Here is a 15,305-nt window from a genome sequence, read left to right as displayed (position 1 = left end):
CTTACCTCCTCAGCTTTGGATCTAGTGCGTCTTGTAATCCGTCTCCAAGCACGTTAAACGCAAACATAGTCATGGAGATGAAGAATGCCGGGAAGAAAAGGCGCCACCAATGTCCGGAAATGATTGTGGATAATCCATCATTGGCCATTACACCCCAACTGGCATATGGAGCCTGTACACCTAGGCCAAGGAAGCTTAAAAATGCTTCTGCAAAAATCGCTGCGGGTACTGTCAATGTCATTTGCACAATGATGGGTCCCATTGTATTAGGTAGAAGATTCTTTCTGATTATCCGAGAGGTCTTCGTTCCAAATGTTTTGGAGGCGAGCACAAACTCATAATTCTTGATTTGTAGCACCTGCCCCCGGACTATCCTTGCCATACCGACCCAACCTGTTACAGTAAGCGCAATGATGATGGTCAATAAGCCAGGTCCCATTACTACCATTAATAGAATGACGACTAATAGATAAGGAAGGCCGTATAATACTTCCACCACCCGCATCATGGCATTATCGGTTCTGCCGCCTTTGTAGCCGGCTATTCCCCCGTAGATAACCCCGATGATAAAGTCGATCAGTGCGGCCATCAAACCGACAAACAGGGAGATTCTTGCACCATACCAGGTACGTGTGAATACGTCTCTCCCAAGTTCATCTGTACCGAAAAGGTGGGTAGATGATGGAGGCTGATTCTGATTGGGCAGGTTTGTCTGTGTCACACTATGGGAGGAAAAAATCGGACCGAAAATAGCCATGATGGTCAAGAACACTAAAAAAACCAACCCTGCCATCGCCAATTTATTTTTCACAAGCCTCCGCCAAGCATCTTGCCAATAGGAAAGACTTGGACGGACCACAGCTTCTGCCTCCCCCTTATTTTTATCAACGGGTTTGAACCATTCATCCGGGACAGTGTTATGGTTATTTTCTTGCAGTTTACGTTGAGCCATATTAGTTCCCCTCCTTTTTATGAAGCTTGATACGAGGGTCTAATATCCCGTAAGCTATGTCTACAAGAAACAGCATCATAATCAAGAAAGCACTATAAAATACTGTCGTCCCCATAATGACTGGATAGTCACGAGTATTGATACTTTCCACGAAGTATTTCCCCATTCCAGGTATCGCAAAGATCTTCTCGATAACAAACGTTCCAGTCAAAATCCCTGCGGCAAGAGTCCCAAGGATCGTGACGACCGGAAGCAACGCATTTCGAAGAGCGTGCTTAAACACTATTTTCACAGGGGATAATCCCTTTGCCTTGGCAGTTCGTATGTAATCCTGTGTCAGCACTTCCATCATGCTTGCCCTCGTCAATCTTGCAATGATTGCCATTGGTCCGGTTGCAAGAGCCAAGGTCGGCAAAATCATATGTTTCCAGCTCGTCCAGGTGGCAGGGGGAAGCAAACCCCAAGTAACGGCAACCTGCTGTATGAGCATGGTTGCAAGCACAAAGTTCGGTATGGATATTCCGAAAACGGCAAAGGTCATGGCCATGTAATCAATGACACCGTTTCGTTTCAGTGCGGCAATCACTCCCAAGAAGATCCCTGAAATAACCGCAATCGCCAAGGTGATCATACCTAGTTCAAACGAGATCGGAAAGCCGCGTCCCAACATGTCATTCACCGTCTGGGACGGCTGTTTAATCGACGGTCCGAAATCCAATGTCACTAACGTCTTTAAATACATCACATATTGCACAGGTATCGGCTTGTCCAAATGATAGTGCGCTTCTAGGTTGCGTTGGACAACATCGCTTGTAGAGCGCTCTTCGTTGAGTGGCGAACCCGGAATGGCATGCATCAAGAAGAAGGTCAATGTGATGATGACCCATAAAGTTATGAGCATTGCTAGTAATCGTTTTGCTATAAAAGTTCCCATTCTCCCACTCACACTTTCTTCACTATAGGGTTTTTTATGTAAGGCTGTTTTCTAATAAAATGTTGCTATTGGCTCTAAAGTTTGACCGTTCCTTTTCTCTCCAGTCACTCGCTTTAATCCAGTTATTTGTATGTTTTTCTAAATGGAACAAACTTTGTTAAACAGCCTTATGTAATTTTGTGGAAATTATCAACTGAATGTCGTTCTCATTGCCAATTCTGTCATCACAAGCATGGCCTGATAGGCTTCTTTTATATCTTTTGCTTGAAATTTAACGATTGTCGTGCCCGGCTCTATTTCGGTTCCAGGCATAAGGTTCGCCCATTCCGCTTGCCCGTAATTGGCAAATTCAATACGAAGCGTCGGATGATCAGGCGGTACCAGCGGTGTTATAGTATGTATGTCATCCAATGCCATGGACGTTCGTTCTTTAATTAGCTCTTGTGCTTTAATCGGAGTCAGTGATTTCGCAGCGGAACGTGAAGCAGCCTCCTTGACCACTGCACAATGTATCCCAGGGATGAGGCTTTCTGCTTCAAGTGCGGTTTGGTCATCTCCAGCCACCATGATGACGGGTACGCCATAATAGCCAGCTACATATGCGTTAAATCCCAACTCCCCAACTTGCACATCATTTATGTACATATTTCTCACACCAAAGATCATGGAGTGAGTCATGACACCTTTCACGGAAGCCCTAGCATGATACCCCACAAAAATAGCAGCATCAAAGCTTTCATCCAATCCCTGCACCATTGAGAACGGTTTGACATCTCCTGTTATCAATTTGACTTCAGGGTGCAAATCTTCAATCAGGATGTTATTCATTTTGGAATGGCTGTCATTGACGACAACCTCCTTAAATCCTTTTTCAAATGCTGTGGTCACAACTGCATTTGCTTCTTGGGTCATTATTTTACGACCGCGTTCATAGTTATGCAGCCTAGAATCGACGTGGGTATGATCTACTAGGCCACTAATTCCTTCCATATCAACCGATATATATAAATTCACCCATTTACCTCCTTTCGTGTTACAATTTTCTTAATATTATAACAGTATTATGTTTATGATTCAATCAAACTAGGAAAATATGAGTCTAATTATTCAAACTTTTTATACAAATGCAAATAAACCTTTTAAAATAAAGAGTTAGTTTGAAACAATCGACAATCTTTATACAAGTTTATGGATGATTATGATAGAGAATCATATTAGAAAACGTATTTCAATAAAACTTTTTAGTATATTTTGGCATTTTGTTTCATAAAAAAAGATCCAGACTGGAGTATTACTCCTTGTCTGGATCCTTCCAATATTATTTTAGAAGCTTCAACGATTCCCTGATAAATGCAGGAATGTCATCTGGTGTTCTACTAGAAACCAGTTGGTCATGACATACGACCACTTCCTTGTCATGGAAATGAGCCCCTGCATTTTGCAGGTCGACCTTGATAGATGTATAACCCGTAATGTCTCGTCCTTTAAGAGCTTCCGCCGTGATAAGTAATTGCGGACCATGGCAGATAGCAAAGACCGGTTTCTTATCATCCATGAATGCTTTGGTAAAGGAAACAAATCGATCATCTGCCCTAAGTATGTCGGGTGAGAATCCTCCCGGTAGCAACAGGGCATCGAAATCTTCGTGACTAACATCGTCAATTCCTGCATCAGTCGTGACTTCCACTCCATCTGTTTTTCCTTTGACCGTTTCACCCTTAGATTTTTCGATTACCGTTAGCTTGTGACCTGCCTCCTCAAAGGCTTTTGCGGGTTCTGTGTACTCGGAATCTTCAAATTCATTGGTTAATAGTACTGCAATTTTTTTACTCATGATAGAACGTCTCCTTTATATTGGGATTACTCTGTTTGATGCTTAAAATTGCGAACCAACAGAGCCATTTAACTACATATGTGTTAAATTACCCGCCATCTGACAAACTAAACGTTCCATTACGCATCCGGCATTAATTGCTGAAAGATGGTATCCTTTTGAATCGGATAAACCTCCCTACCTGCCACATCATTAATGATGGTCTGATTTCGCATGACGGCCAGACTTAAATTGGTCGCTGCAGTACCATGGGAATGCTCAAGGTTCGTCGATATATACATTTGGTTCTGCCTTTCTTCCTTCCAGACCAACCTAAACTTCTCATCAACTTTGAATTCTTTTTCACTTTCCCATACAATGTCATCCTTATTACTCCAAATCCACTCAGGAATATGAGGCTTGTATCCGGTTGCGAGCACCACTTTCTCCGCTTGAACCGTAAACTTCTTTTCTTTTTCCCACTGCTTACAGGACACGCTTAAACAGTTATTTTCCACTTTCACAGAATTCATTTCTGTTAAGGGCTGGATGGTGATTTTTTTGTCCCGGCCTTCCACGGACCGATTGTAGAGAAGGTCATAGATCTTCATTAGCGTTTCTTTATCCACACCATTACGGACAGAATCCAACCTTTCTAAGGCTTCTTTCCGCTTTTCGTAAGAAAGTCCATGAAAATAATGCACATAATCTGGTGAAAAAACCTCCTGCCCGAGTTTAGCGCTTTCTAGTTGAGAAAAAATTGGTGAACGAGTGTACCACGTAAGGGAATATTTATGATGTTTTTGATCCTCCAGCAATTCGTAGAAAACCTCTGCTGCACTCTGTCCGGAGCCCACCACAATAATTGAAGAAGATGCTTTAATATCTTTTGCAGCATGCAAATAATTACTTGTATGCACAACATGTTCACTTTTCTCGATGTTGTCTGGAATAAATGGTACACTGCCTGTCCCGACTACAATATGCTTTGCAAAGTAGGTACTGACTTTCTTTGTCGCAGTCTCTCTCACCCTCACTTCATACATATCACCTTTGTAGGAGACTGCGACCACCTCCGATTGAAACTGGCAATTCATTAGGTTAGCTGAAACCCACTTCGCATAAAGGTTATATTCTCTTCGCGGAATATCAAACCGTCTATAAAAGAAAAATTGAAACAGCCTGTTTTGTTTATGTACATAATTGAGAAAGCTGTACTTGTTTGTAGGGTCTGCAAAAGTAACCAGATCCGCTATGAATGGAACCTGCAAATCAGATTGTTCAATAAGCATACCTGGATGCCAATTGAAGCCTTCTTCTTTATCAAAAAAGATGGATGTAAGGGTGGGCTGTTCCTCGATTAATGCAGCCAATCCCAAATTAAAAGGACCAATTCCTATTCCTATAAGGTCATACATTCTATGCTTTGTCATTAGGCTCCCCCATCTTATCTATAATGTCTTATTTATACCCTTTTTTCCTGAAAATACTTTACTTCGGAGCATAAAAATAAAAAGGGGACAGAGAAGAGTCTCTGTCCAAAAATCCCGTGTACGAAAGGAGAAGGAAGCTGCACACGATATATTTTATGCAATAATCTACGAACTGCTTGGTCATCTATCTTCTATACAAACGCACATTTTTCAATGTGATGGTAGTAAAACGGTGACCGTTGTCCCAACCCCTTCTTCACTTTCAATCTTAAGTTGTCCCTTATGTTCCTGGATTATCTTTTTAGTAATGGTCAAGCCAAGACCCATCCCCTTTTCTTTTGAGGTGAAAAAGGGGTCTCCAAGCTTTTCAAGATTGGAAGGGCTGATACCGTTACCCCCATCCTTTACTGTGACAATAACACCTTCCATACGGTCATGCTTTCCGCTTATTTCAATTTTCCCTCCTGCTGGCATTGCTTCCATTGAATTTTTGACAAGGTTGATGAAAACCTGCTTGAGACTGTTCTTATCACCCCTAATTAACATATCCTCATGCATATCCAAGATTTCTAGAGTGATATTATTATTTCGGGCTTCATTGCTCACCAGTTTTATCACATACTGTATGATATCCAAAATTGGAAGGAGGGTGAGTTCCTTCGTCTGCGGCTTGGAAAGCACCAACAGTTCAGAAACGATTTCATTTATTCTATCGATTTCGGATAGCACCATTTCCACATGTTGTCGGTTTGCTTTGCCTGATTTTTGAATCAGCTGGATAAAGCCTTTAATCGCTGTCAATGGATTTTTTATTTCATGGGCAATACCTGCAGAGAGTTCTCCTACCACAGATAATTTTTCTTTTGTGACCAACAGCTGTTCCGTCTTCTTCAGCGAGGATATATCCCTCCCTATCGTAACAAGCGCTTTCCTGCGACCATCTGGGTAAAATAGGGGGACTTTAATAACATCAAACGTCTTTTGTTCACCATCCGCCAAACAGAATGACTCTTCTTCACGGGAGGTTTGACCTCCCTCCCAAGTCTGCCTGTCGGTTTCTGTACAATATTCAAAGGCTTCCTTGAAGTGAGGTGAATATTCTCCGAGCTCAAGGTCTGTCTTCCCTTTATAATTGATATTTTGCAAATCATAAAGAGCAAGACCGTAGTCATTCGTTTGAAGCCACCTGCCCTGCCCATCCTTGAAACAAACAAAATCAGGCATATTATTGATAAGCGTGGAAAGCTCCTGCTCCTTTTGTTCCAGCTCCTTCAATGCTTCGTGCTTCTTCAACATCATATACAACAATACAGTTGTTATGAGGATAAACAACCAGCCTTTGAGCAAATTTATATATTCTGCTATAACATGATGATTATTTTGATTTAGGACATATAACCAATAATCTGTTAAGCCAATCCATACAATTCCAAAGAACAGATAGATTAAAGGTATAAATTTTAGCCATTTCCTTTTCATAAAATACCTCTTATATCTTAGATGATTGATTTTAACGAAAGTAATAACCTACAAAAGGTCATTTTCTTAATTATATCTTTTAATGCTTGATATAGATACAAAGTCCCACTTGGGAAAGTTATCTGCTAAATTACTGAATTACACTATTTTTTCATTATACACTTTCCTGAACCGGGATTTCTACTTACTTTTGTAGTATAGCGCTTTCTTCCTATTAACTTCGAAAAGGTTTATGCCTTTATCATAAGGGTATGTATCCAGTAAATATAGATTTTCCCAGGAGGGGTTAGAATGGAAGATAAAGATGTAAGGGTTGATAAAAGGGAAACAAAAGAGGATAGAGGAATGGTTGCATCTACATTCATCAAATACACAGCTTATCTAATCATATTTTTCGGGATCATCTGGTTCATTATTAGCTATTTACTTCCAATGATTCAGTAATAAACATAGCACAAAAAAAAGCAGGGCTGGCGTTCATTGGACGCTTGCGCTGCTTTTTTAATGATTAGTATAAACTAAAATTAACGTAAAGTTTTTTCCCTGGGAACTACCCAAATTAAAGAATTGTTCCTGAAAATTGTGGCATTTGCAAGGTGATGGACTTGATCTGTTCACCGTCAATGTCCACTGCCCACAACTTATAATTCGGTTTCCCTCTTAGCCAACTCTGGTCTTGAATGAATAATACTCGATCTTTATCGCGGAAGAATACTGGTTCTGTAATCAATGTGCGAAAGCTTGTTATCGGTTGCACTTCATTCCCAGCAGTATCCATTGTGTACATCTCATAAATAAATTGAGACTTTTTGCGAGGATTTTCACTTGCTGCAGAGAACGCAACTAGGCCTCCCTCAGGAGATATTTTCGCACTGTATATAATATTGGTCTTAAAATCAAAGTTCGGGTTTACATATTCTTTTTCCTTAGTATCTGTGTCCATCATGACAAATGAAGAACTTAAACCTTCCTCCTCATCCAGCACCCATTCCACAAACCCAAGTTTCCCCCCATCTTCTGTTAGGGATAAACTTCTTTTCTTTACGCTTTCATCATGTGTGAGCCTTTCTTTATTATCTCCTACAACAGAAATTGAATATAGATCAATGTTTGTTGGTCCCTCATCCAGTTCAGTTCCTTCTTTATAATCTTGCGCTACAAAGTAATAGATGAATTGATCATCTTCAGAAAACACTGCGTCCGTTATGAGCTCATCTTCATCTGATAGCTTTATTAAGTTACTGCCGTCACTATCCATAAGATATAAAGATTGTTTTAAAGAACCCTTTCCTTTTTCTTGGGAAAGAAAGAGTAGTTTATCTCCATTAGAAGAATATCTGGGGTGCACGTGACTTTCAGCCTGTCTTGGATAGGTTAATTGATTTACCTCGCTGCCATCCACATTTGCTTGATACAATGCTCCATCCCCACTTTGATAGAACGGGAATACAATAGATTTGTCATCCGGCGATAAGGTGACCGTTTCCCCGAAACCATTATCAATCGGTAGCCAAGCACGTGTAAAACGTTCAGAAAAGAAATATAAGAGCACGGAAATGATGATGACAAATCCGATGAGAGCTATCGTGAACAATTTTAATGTTTGTTTTTTCATAGTCGGCCTCTCTCTTTCGTAGTGGATGGTGATAGTTTATCCCGAATGGGAAATTTTACTTACAACAAATAAAAAAAGCAACCTAGTACTGGTTGCTTCTGACTGTTGTTAAACTATAAATTAGATAGGTTAACACTTGAAACAGTTGATCTCCGTTGAAGGAGCTTCGCTTTCCGCGGGCGGTCCGGAAGCCTCCTCAGGCTACGCCTTGCGGGGTCTTCCCTGTCCCTTTCTCCCGCAGGAGTCTCCTCTCCTTCCACTGCGATCAACTAGAAATTTTTATCATTGTTGGACTTTGTCTACACACAAAAGCACCTTGACCCGCTTCTTACTTTATTTTGCTGCCTTCACGATTTCTTGCAGGATAATGTCAAGTGTATTAGGTGCGCTATCCTCTGCCATCTTTCTTTGCAGCACTTCTTTATTTGTTTTTAAGGTATTTAATTGCTTACGCAGAGTGTCACTTGTTAACTCTTCTTCAAATAAAACCTTGGCAAACCCTTTTTTCTCGAAGGATTGTGCATTTAGTATCTGGTCACCTCTACTCGCATTTCTGGAGAGAGGAATCAACAGCATCGGTTTCCGCAAGGCGAGAAATTCAAAAATTGAATTTGCCCCCGCCCGGGAGATGATAAATTCCGATGCAGCCAACACATCAGGAAGTTCCTGATTGATATATTCAAATTGTTTATACCCTTTGACTCCTTGTAGAGAACTGTCCACATTTCCTTTCCCGCAAATATGAACAATTTGGAATTGATCTGTGAGTTCATCCAAGATCTGACGCAAGGTTTCATTTATTTTCTTGGCACCTAGGCTTCCACCCATAATCGTGAGTATTGGCTTTTGCTCGTGAAAACCGAGCAATGCCCTCCCCTCTTGGGCTTTTCCCTTAAACAACTCTTCACGGATAGGTGAACCTGTGAAAAGGACTTTATCTTTCGGAAAATGCTTTAACGTCTCATCGAATGTGACAAAGACTTTTGTTGCAAACTTTGTGGCAATTTTATTGGCAAGTCCCGGGGTAATGTCCGATTCATGAATAATAACCGGTATTTTCAACATCTTGGCTGCCATCACAACGGGAACTGTCACAAATCCGCCTTTGGAGAAAACAACACTTGGCTTTTCTTTCCTTAAGATGAACAGCGCCTCCATTGCCCCCTTAATAATGCGTAAAGGATCAGAGAAGTTCTTCCAGTCAAAGTATCTGCGAAGCTTTCCACTGGAAATGCCATGAAAAGGTATCTTCTCATTGCCTATAATTTCTTCTTCAATACCATTTTTAGAACCGATATATGTAATATCCCAACCAGATGCTTTTAATTTGTTTATAATTGCGATATTTGGTGTGACATGTCCTGCAGACCCTCCACCTGTGAATACTATTTTTTTATTTTTCATCATATCAACATCCTTCATGTCATTCTCTACTCTATATTATTATCGAAATAAGATGGAAAGGCAAAGCATTTAGTAAAAGCACAGGCTGAGAACCATATTTTCTGTTTCGTCAGCCTGCCCTTATGCTTTATTTAATCCCCCTTGAAGGCAGTGACTGTTTAGATAATTGATAGGGAAGCTGTTGCAGCGACTTTGTTACATTTTCTAATTTCTGTTCAATACGGTGCAACAAATAGAACGTTACGACAATCGGGAATCCCACTTCGCTTATCCATGTCCACCACTGATCCATGGCCAATTCCTCCTTTCTTCTGAAATAAGAAAGGCCTACCATAAAAAGTAGACCTTTCTTGTCCTCGTTATACTATTTCAAATTCTGTTACATTACGCTCAATGATCCTTGCACCATTTTTTTCAACAAAGTTTCCACCTTTGGATGTGAAAACATTCGCTCCAATAATGGCATCCATCGCAAGTTCAATTTCCTCAGCTGTTAAATCTATCTTGGGATCGTCAACTAAAATCTTCACAGCCGATCCTTCTTCATTTAAGAAGAGCAATTCCAATGTAAACATTAGGGTTCCTCCTTTCTATTTTAGTTCCGTTTTCGTTACCCTAGGAAGTGCAACTCACTGCGTCTAACAGTCGATACTGGTGTTGTTTGCAAACCAGAAATCGCTCCTGCTGCTTGTAAAAGTGCTGTTGCCTCCGCATCCACCTTTACGTTGTTGTAGTTCTTAGTACGGTACATCAAGTTTCCTCTGCCATCCTCTCCAAGTTCATACATAAGACGAAGTTGGACATTTTCTACTGCGTAATCTGCCATGTTCTCACCCCCTTTCACCTTCTATATAAAGAAAAAATGGGGAAAAGTAGTGAAAGGCTGAAAGAAAAACAAAAAAACATTCCGGACAATTTTTGTCTCCCGGAATGTTTGGACAGATATTATGAAACGGATTTCTTTAAATCCACCTTTGCTCTTTGTCTATTCAGCTTTTGTAAAGCCGATTCGTTATAGCCAACAATCAGTTTTTTACCACTTGTGATGATAGGTCTTCTTAGCAGCTTAGGTTCTTCAATAATAAGCTTGATCAGTTCGGATACGGTCAATTCGTTTACGTCGATTCCAAGATCTTTGAATGTTTGACTTCTTGTTGCCAAGATTTCATCTATCCCCTCTGTAGTTAAAGAAAGGATTTTCATCATCTCATCGTGGTTAGGGGTTTCCCTGAAGATGTGCTTTTCTTGAAACGTGATATTGTTACTCTTTAGCCATTTCTTTGTTTTTCTGCAGGATGTACAACTTGGATAACTGTAAAAAGTGATTTCATTCATTTTACTTACCTCCCCGTTTTTTATGATCATTTTAATAAGTTTTTATGTTAATCTCATTGTATACTATTTGTATAACTTTTGTACAGCAAAAAGATAATTATTTTTTTGAACAAAAAACGACAACTGTTTTATTAACTCTTTAAATGCAAGACGAATGTTTCTTTTTGCTTTATAATGGAAATAAGAATCATAGAAAAAGAGTTGTATAATCTGGCTAAGGCTGGAGAAAAATGTACTTATCATGCAATCGTCACAAACTAGAAACAAACGCTTATTTACAAGTAAAGTATTGGTACATTATAATAGGTAAGTGACAAGCATAAGGATTAGTGCGTAAGGAGGGGATACATATGGATCGTATGTACCGTGTAATGGGTTTCTGGACAGGGATTTTTGCAGTTATGTTTTATCTTGGCCACATGACTCAAACGTCTTTACTTTTCTTCGGACAAACGGTATTCTTCATTTTATTAAGTTATCTTAAGCTATCTGAACGTATGTACATCTATATTTTCGGAGCATATTTAACAATTTTCTTTGTTGCCTTCTCGTATTGGACAACATTTATGATGGTGCCTGGATCTGGTGGTCATTAAACATACGTACCTAAACAATAAAAAGCGATTGACTTATGTCAATCGCTTTTTATTATTTCGTCTTGCTTCCTTCGGGGCGATGCGAGCCTCACACCGTTAAAGGGTTTCAAGTTACCGCTACCTCTCCTAGAGGACAAGGAAGGCTTCGGCGAGGATTCATCGCGCGAAAAAAATGTGTTCCGTCAACAGGGGGGGCTCTATTTTATTATAGTACTGGTTGATTTATTTAATAAATCGCTCCACACGTTTGTATTCTTTTCATGTACCAGGACGTGGAAGGAGTTGCTCCAGCTGCTGTCCATGATGAGGGAGCGGATGGCTCTGTTTTGCTTGCTTTTTTCTGAAAAAGGGTTGGGATCCTGATTCTCCTGCAGATAATCAAGTATCCCTGCTGCCACCAGGAATTCCCCCTGCCTCATTGTACATATATGTTCAAGTCTCTGCTCTAAAAACACCTTTTCCAACGCATCGAGATGTACATGGGTAGTGAGGTCCATATCATATGGATGCAACAGTGGATTTGTCACCATGGTATGTTGGAAATATCCCCTCAAACTGTCACCTTTACGCTCCTCATGAACCAAATCTGAGAATCTATAACCATAATCGACCGTGATGATACTCCCTTTCTCCAGTTTTTTTGACAGCATTTTCGCATAAGCAATCATTGCAAGGGGAACTTCCAATCGTTGTCCCTCCACAAGGGTAATGTCATGAAAAGTCAAATAATCACTTATAGCCGGATTTACTAATGGGATCCTTGTTTCCACCAGATTGCTCTCATTATCCATTGTCACAAACACTTCTTGTATCACCCCACTTACACATTCCACAACATGAACAGGCAGGGCATCAAAAAGTTCATTAGAGAAAATAACACCATTGTGTTTTTCTTTTGGAATTTCATCAATGGAACGGCAATAAGTAACACGTGCGGATCTTGGAATGGCTTTTCTTTGCAACGAAATATGAAAAGGACTTGTCTCCACCATGATGTATTCAAGTTTATCAAAGAGGAGAGGATCTATCCTTTCCACCTCTGTAAGGAGTTGAGCAGCAAATCTACCGTTTCCACCACCTATTTCAATCAGCACAGGCAAAATGTTTGCCTCATGGAAATAGTGTATAAAGAGCTTGGCGAAGATTTTTCCGTATATATCGTGAATGTTACTTGATGTAATAAAATCCCCTTTCGCCCCCACCTTTTCTTTATCCTTCATATAATAGCCATGTACAGGATGATAGAGGACTTCCTCCATAAATTGTGCATAGTCTAAACGTAGGGCAGGGGCGCTCTCTATCTTTTCTTTTAAATGCTTAGGTACCATTTTAGAAGCCGTTCAAGAAAGGATTACTATCCATTTCCCTTTCTATGGTTGTGGTCATCCCGTGGCCTGAAAGAACAGTTGTCTCCTCCGGTAGGGTCATCAGCTTGTTGTGTATGCTTTGTATAAGTTGATCGTGGTTACCGCCTGGGAGATCGGTTCTTCCGATACTCCCTGCAAAAAGGGCATCTCCCGCAAAAACTACCTTGCTTTCTTTGTGGTAGAAGCTGACACTTCCTGGGGAATGTCCCGGAGTGAAGAGAACATCAAGCTCGAAATTGGAAAATGTCAATTTCTCTTCCCCCTGGATAATATGATCTGCAGGGTCGGCTTTGATTGGGCCGAGCTGGAAGAACTGAGAACCATTCAAACTGGGATCCATCAACCAATTCTTTTCTTTTTTATGTATGTAAACTGGAATATCCCACTTGCTGCGAACCGCATCCACCGCACCGATATGATCGAAATGAGCGTGGGTTAAAAGAATTGCCAATGGTTGCAGGGACTTTTCTTCCAAATAAGCATTAAATGCATCCCCCTCGCTCCCTGGATCAAAGATAAGGCACTCTTTCTTATCATTGATTAACAGATATGCATTAGTTTGTAAGGGCCCTAGTGGCAATTGAGTCCATTTCATTTTTCTTCCACACCTTTCCTTGAAGTATCTATTCATCTATTTTACACTAAGAAGTAGAACTTGAGAAACGAAAGGAAACTGCCGATGAAGTCGATGTATGGATTAGAAATACAATGTGCAGATGACAAACCGCAATACTTTCAGAACCTCCTCTTGCAAATGAAACAGATTGCCAGTATTTTTGATGTGGATGACAATCTACTTATCGCAAATACTGCGATGGAAGCAAAGGTTGTAAAGAACATGCTTGCGGATCGTTGTATTTTAGAGGAAACCTATGTACTTTCTTTATTGGAAAATCCGATTGCCAGTTCCTTGTTTACTGATTATGGCTTTATAACGGAAAAGAATAATCACTTTCTGTATCAGGATATGGTTTCTATTTTTCGGATTGAAAGCGGTAGACAGGAAGATATCAACATGTTTCTTATACAATTAGAGGAATCCATTATCGCAATGGAGGAACAATATAAAAAATCGTATATTATTGACAAAGAACATAAAGAATATATTATAAAAGTAGCCAAGGCTTATGACATAGAAGTGTCATTTTTTGACCTCGACAAATAGTAAGAAAACATTTAAAATGTAAGTGGAGTGTAATGTGCCATTACATACTTTATTTTTCGTGATTTCTTTCAAATAGAAATGATTTCTGAAAGGGGCGTTAACCTTGCCATTAGTTATTATCTTTGGACTTGTAACAATTTTATGTGTACTAGGACTTGTCCGTTCCCTGAAAGAAAAAAACTTCCTAGGAGTTCTTTTCGCTTTTGGAACCGTTGCAGTGTTTGGTTGGTTTACCGTAATGACTATCATTCAACACGGTTATCCTGTAGCACACTAATTAAAAATTGGAGCGCCTTGCGCTTGCACAAAAAAGAGTATTTTTCCTTTAATGGAAGAATACTCTTTTTTGTGTAGGAGAGGTTAATAAGCATTTTATTTATAATTGAATATACTGAAAATATATGGATTCCTCGTTAGTTTGTGACCGGCTTGGAAATAATAAAGATAAAAGGTTTTTTAACAAGGAGGGCGATAATATTGGCAGTAAAAACTTTATGCGGAACTTGTCACGGATCAGGAAGAAAGAAGCTCTTCATACTTCCCTTCTACAAAAAGTGTACAAAGTGTCAGGGGCAAGGAAGGATAACAAAAGGATTTTTTATGTAGGCAAAAGCCAAGCAATAGGTTGCTTGGCTCAGACTGTTGACAAACCCTATTTATTTTTAGGATTCCTTTTAACTATTGATCTTCGTTCCAGACGCTTCGCTTTCCGCGGGCGGTCCGGGAGCCTCCTCAGGCTTACGCCTTGCGGGGTCTCCCATGTCCCTTCCTCCCGCAGGAGTCTGCGCGTCTTCCACTACGATCAATATGGTTATTGCATACCTTGAAGGTTGAGTAACTTTGTCTACAAACTGAGCCAAGCAAAAGGTTGCTTTGCTTTGTTTGTTTTATATTGAATTTGATCTTTTGGATTCCACAGCACGCAGCTTGTCATCCATTTGTACACTCTTGTCACGACGGTCATCTATTCTTATGTTGGTTGCCACCCGATGCAGGCCTTTCTGGAAGGGAGCTTCATGAATAACTTGAATGACGTGCATAAGCGTCGGAAGTTCTCCTTCGATAATGGTGCTCATCGGAGTTAATTTATAGTTAATCTTTCCTTCTTCTTTAAATCCCTCTAGAATATCTTGAATCTCCGCTACATAATCACTCACACTTGGTCCGTTTGTTCCAATCGGAATGACGGTTACATCTACTATGGCCATTTCC

19 protein-coding genes are annotated in these 15,305 nt (G+C 40.1%); 4 read left to right on the top strand and 15 right to left on the bottom strand.

Going from position 1 to position 15,305, the window contains the following annotated elements:
* Nucleotide 1: 1 nt before the first annotated feature.
* From EKQ44_RS13730 to EKQ44_RS13705, 6 genes are all read right to left on the bottom strand, one after another.
* On the bottom strand, nucleotides 2-952 hold the full coding sequence (locus EKQ44_RS13730) for an ABC transporter permease (RefSeq protein ID WP_237664121.1): 951 nt from the start codon (nucleotides 950-952) through the stop codon (nucleotides 2-4).
* A 1-nt stretch (nucleotide 953) separates the two neighbouring features.
* A complete protein-coding gene (locus tag EKQ44_RS13725; protein ID WP_237664120.1) occupies nucleotides 954-1,886 on the bottom strand; it encodes an ABC transporter permease in 933 nt (310 codons plus the stop codon).
* A gap of 189 nt (nucleotides 1,887-2,075) precedes the next feature.
* Nucleotides 2,076-2,900 carry a M55 family metallopeptidase gene (locus EKQ44_RS13720; RefSeq protein WP_237664119.1) on the bottom strand — a complete coding sequence of 275 codons (825 nt, stop codon included), beginning with the start codon at nucleotides 2,898-2,900 and terminating at the stop codon, nucleotides 2,076-2,078.
* Between the two features lie 304 nt (nucleotides 2,901-3,204).
* Nucleotides 3,205-3,720 (bottom strand): type 1 glutamine amidotransferase domain-containing protein, encoded by a 516-nt coding sequence (locus EKQ44_RS13715; protein WP_237664118.1) that lies wholly within the window; start codon nucleotides 3,718-3,720, stop codon nucleotides 3,205-3,207.
* 119 nt (nucleotides 3,721-3,839) lie between these two features.
* The gene (locus EKQ44_RS13710; RefSeq protein ID WP_237664117.1) at nucleotides 3,840-5,132 is read right to left on the bottom strand and encodes a lysine N(6)-hydroxylase/L-ornithine N(5)-oxygenase family protein; all 1,293 of its coding nucleotides are present in this window, start codon (nucleotides 5,130-5,132) and stop codon (nucleotides 3,840-3,842) included.
* Between the two features lie 210 nt (nucleotides 5,133-5,342).
* A complete protein-coding gene (locus EKQ44_RS13705; RefSeq protein ID WP_237664116.1) occupies nucleotides 5,343-6,611 on the bottom strand; it encodes an ATP-binding protein in 1,269 nt (422 codons plus the stop codon).
* A gap of 291 nt (nucleotides 6,612-6,902) precedes the next feature.
* Here EKQ44_RS13705 and EKQ44_RS13700 point away from each other — a divergent pair, with 291 nt between their 5' ends.
* Complete coding sequence (locus EKQ44_RS13700) at nucleotides 6,903-7,055, top strand: hypothetical protein (RefSeq protein WP_169817892.1); 153 nt, start codon at nucleotides 6,903-6,905, stop codon at nucleotides 7,053-7,055.
* Between the two features lie 115 nt (nucleotides 7,056-7,170).
* On the opposite strand, the gene EKQ44_RS13695 is transcribed toward EKQ44_RS13700, so the two are convergent.
* The 6 genes from EKQ44_RS13695 to EKQ44_RS13670 form a co-directional block, all read right to left on the bottom strand.
* On the bottom strand, nucleotides 7,171-8,226 hold the full coding sequence (locus tag EKQ44_RS13695; RefSeq protein WP_237664115.1) for a TolB-like translocation protein: 1,056 nt from the start codon (nucleotides 8,224-8,226) through the stop codon (nucleotides 7,171-7,173).
* A 333-nt stretch (nucleotides 8,227-8,559) separates the two neighbouring features.
* On the bottom strand, nucleotides 8,560-9,630 hold the full coding sequence (locus EKQ44_RS13690; RefSeq protein ID WP_237664335.1) for an undecaprenyldiphospho-muramoylpentapeptide beta-N-acetylglucosaminyltransferase: 1,071 nt from the start codon (nucleotides 9,628-9,630) through the stop codon (nucleotides 8,560-8,562).
* A gap of 127 nt (nucleotides 9,631-9,757) precedes the next feature.
* On the bottom strand, nucleotides 9,758-9,922 hold the full coding sequence (locus EKQ44_RS13685; protein WP_082153495.1) for a YvrJ family protein: 165 nt from the start codon (nucleotides 9,920-9,922) through the stop codon (nucleotides 9,758-9,760).
* Nucleotides 9,923-9,989: 67 nt separating this feature from the next.
* On the bottom strand, nucleotides 9,990-10,205 hold the full coding sequence (locus EKQ44_RS13680) for a DUF2922 domain-containing protein (protein ID WP_237664114.1): 216 nt from the start codon (nucleotides 10,203-10,205) through the stop codon (nucleotides 9,990-9,992).
* Between the two features lie 35 nt (nucleotides 10,206-10,240).
* Entirely contained in the window at nucleotides 10,241-10,456 is a 216-nt protein-coding gene (locus tag EKQ44_RS13675; RefSeq protein ID WP_237664113.1) for a DUF1659 domain-containing protein, read from the bottom strand.
* A gap of 119 nt (nucleotides 10,457-10,575) precedes the next feature.
* Nucleotides 10,576-10,965: a Spx/MgsR family RNA polymerase-binding regulatory protein gene (locus tag EKQ44_RS13670; RefSeq protein WP_237664112.1), complete on the bottom strand. Its 390-nt coding sequence runs from the start codon at nucleotides 10,963-10,965 to the stop codon at nucleotides 10,576-10,578.
* Nucleotides 10,966-11,315: 350 nt separating this feature from the next.
* Between EKQ44_RS13670 and EKQ44_RS13665 the strand changes: the two genes are divergently transcribed.
* A complete protein-coding gene (locus tag EKQ44_RS13665; protein WP_010194612.1) occupies nucleotides 11,316-11,561 on the top strand; it encodes a DUF2626 domain-containing protein in 246 nt (81 codons plus the stop codon).
* Between the two features lie 197 nt (nucleotides 11,562-11,758).
* Here the strand turns inward: EKQ44_RS13665 and EKQ44_RS13660 are convergent, their stop codons facing one another.
* Both EKQ44_RS13660 and EKQ44_RS13655 read right to left on the bottom strand, forming a co-directional pair.
* Complete coding sequence (locus EKQ44_RS13660; RefSeq protein ID WP_237664111.1) at nucleotides 11,759-12,889, bottom strand: class I SAM-dependent methyltransferase; 1,131 nt, start codon at nucleotides 12,887-12,889, stop codon at nucleotides 11,759-11,761.
* 1 nt (nucleotide 12,890) lies between these two features.
* Nucleotides 12,891-13,523: an MBL fold metallo-hydrolase gene (locus EKQ44_RS13655; protein ID WP_237664110.1), complete on the bottom strand. Its 633-nt coding sequence runs from the start codon at nucleotides 13,521-13,523 to the stop codon at nucleotides 12,891-12,893.
* Between the two features lie 60 nt (nucleotides 13,524-13,583).
* On the opposite strand from EKQ44_RS13655, the gene EKQ44_RS13650 reads away from it, so the two are divergent.
* Both EKQ44_RS13650 and EKQ44_RS13645 read left to right on the top strand, forming a co-directional pair.
* Nucleotides 13,584-14,093 (top strand): hypothetical protein, encoded by a 510-nt coding sequence (locus EKQ44_RS13650; protein ID WP_237664109.1) that lies wholly within the window; start codon nucleotides 13,584-13,586, stop codon nucleotides 14,091-14,093.
* A 103-nt stretch (nucleotides 14,094-14,196) separates the two neighbouring features.
* Nucleotides 14,197-14,370 carry a DUF2759 domain-containing protein gene (locus EKQ44_RS13645; RefSeq protein WP_065240317.1) on the top strand — a complete coding sequence of 58 codons (174 nt, stop codon included), beginning with the start codon at nucleotides 14,197-14,199 and terminating at the stop codon, nucleotides 14,368-14,370.
* A gap of 610 nt (nucleotides 14,371-14,980) precedes the next feature.
* On the opposite strand, the gene EKQ44_RS13640 is transcribed toward EKQ44_RS13645, so the two are convergent.
* On the bottom strand, nucleotides 14,981-15,301 hold the full coding sequence (locus EKQ44_RS13640) for an MTH1187 family thiamine-binding protein (RefSeq protein ID WP_237664108.1): 321 nt from the start codon (nucleotides 15,299-15,301) through the stop codon (nucleotides 14,981-14,983).
* Nucleotides 15,302-15,305: the final 4 nt, after the last annotated feature.

The organism is Sutcliffiella horikoshii, assembly GCF_021991925.1.
GTDB classification, from domain to species: Bacteria; Bacillota; Bacilli; order Bacillales; family Bacillaceae_I; genus Sutcliffiella_A; species Sutcliffiella_A horikoshii_F.
The sequence above is the reverse complement of the archived record's forward strand: the minus strand, read 5'-3'. Positions and strand labels throughout refer to the sequence as shown.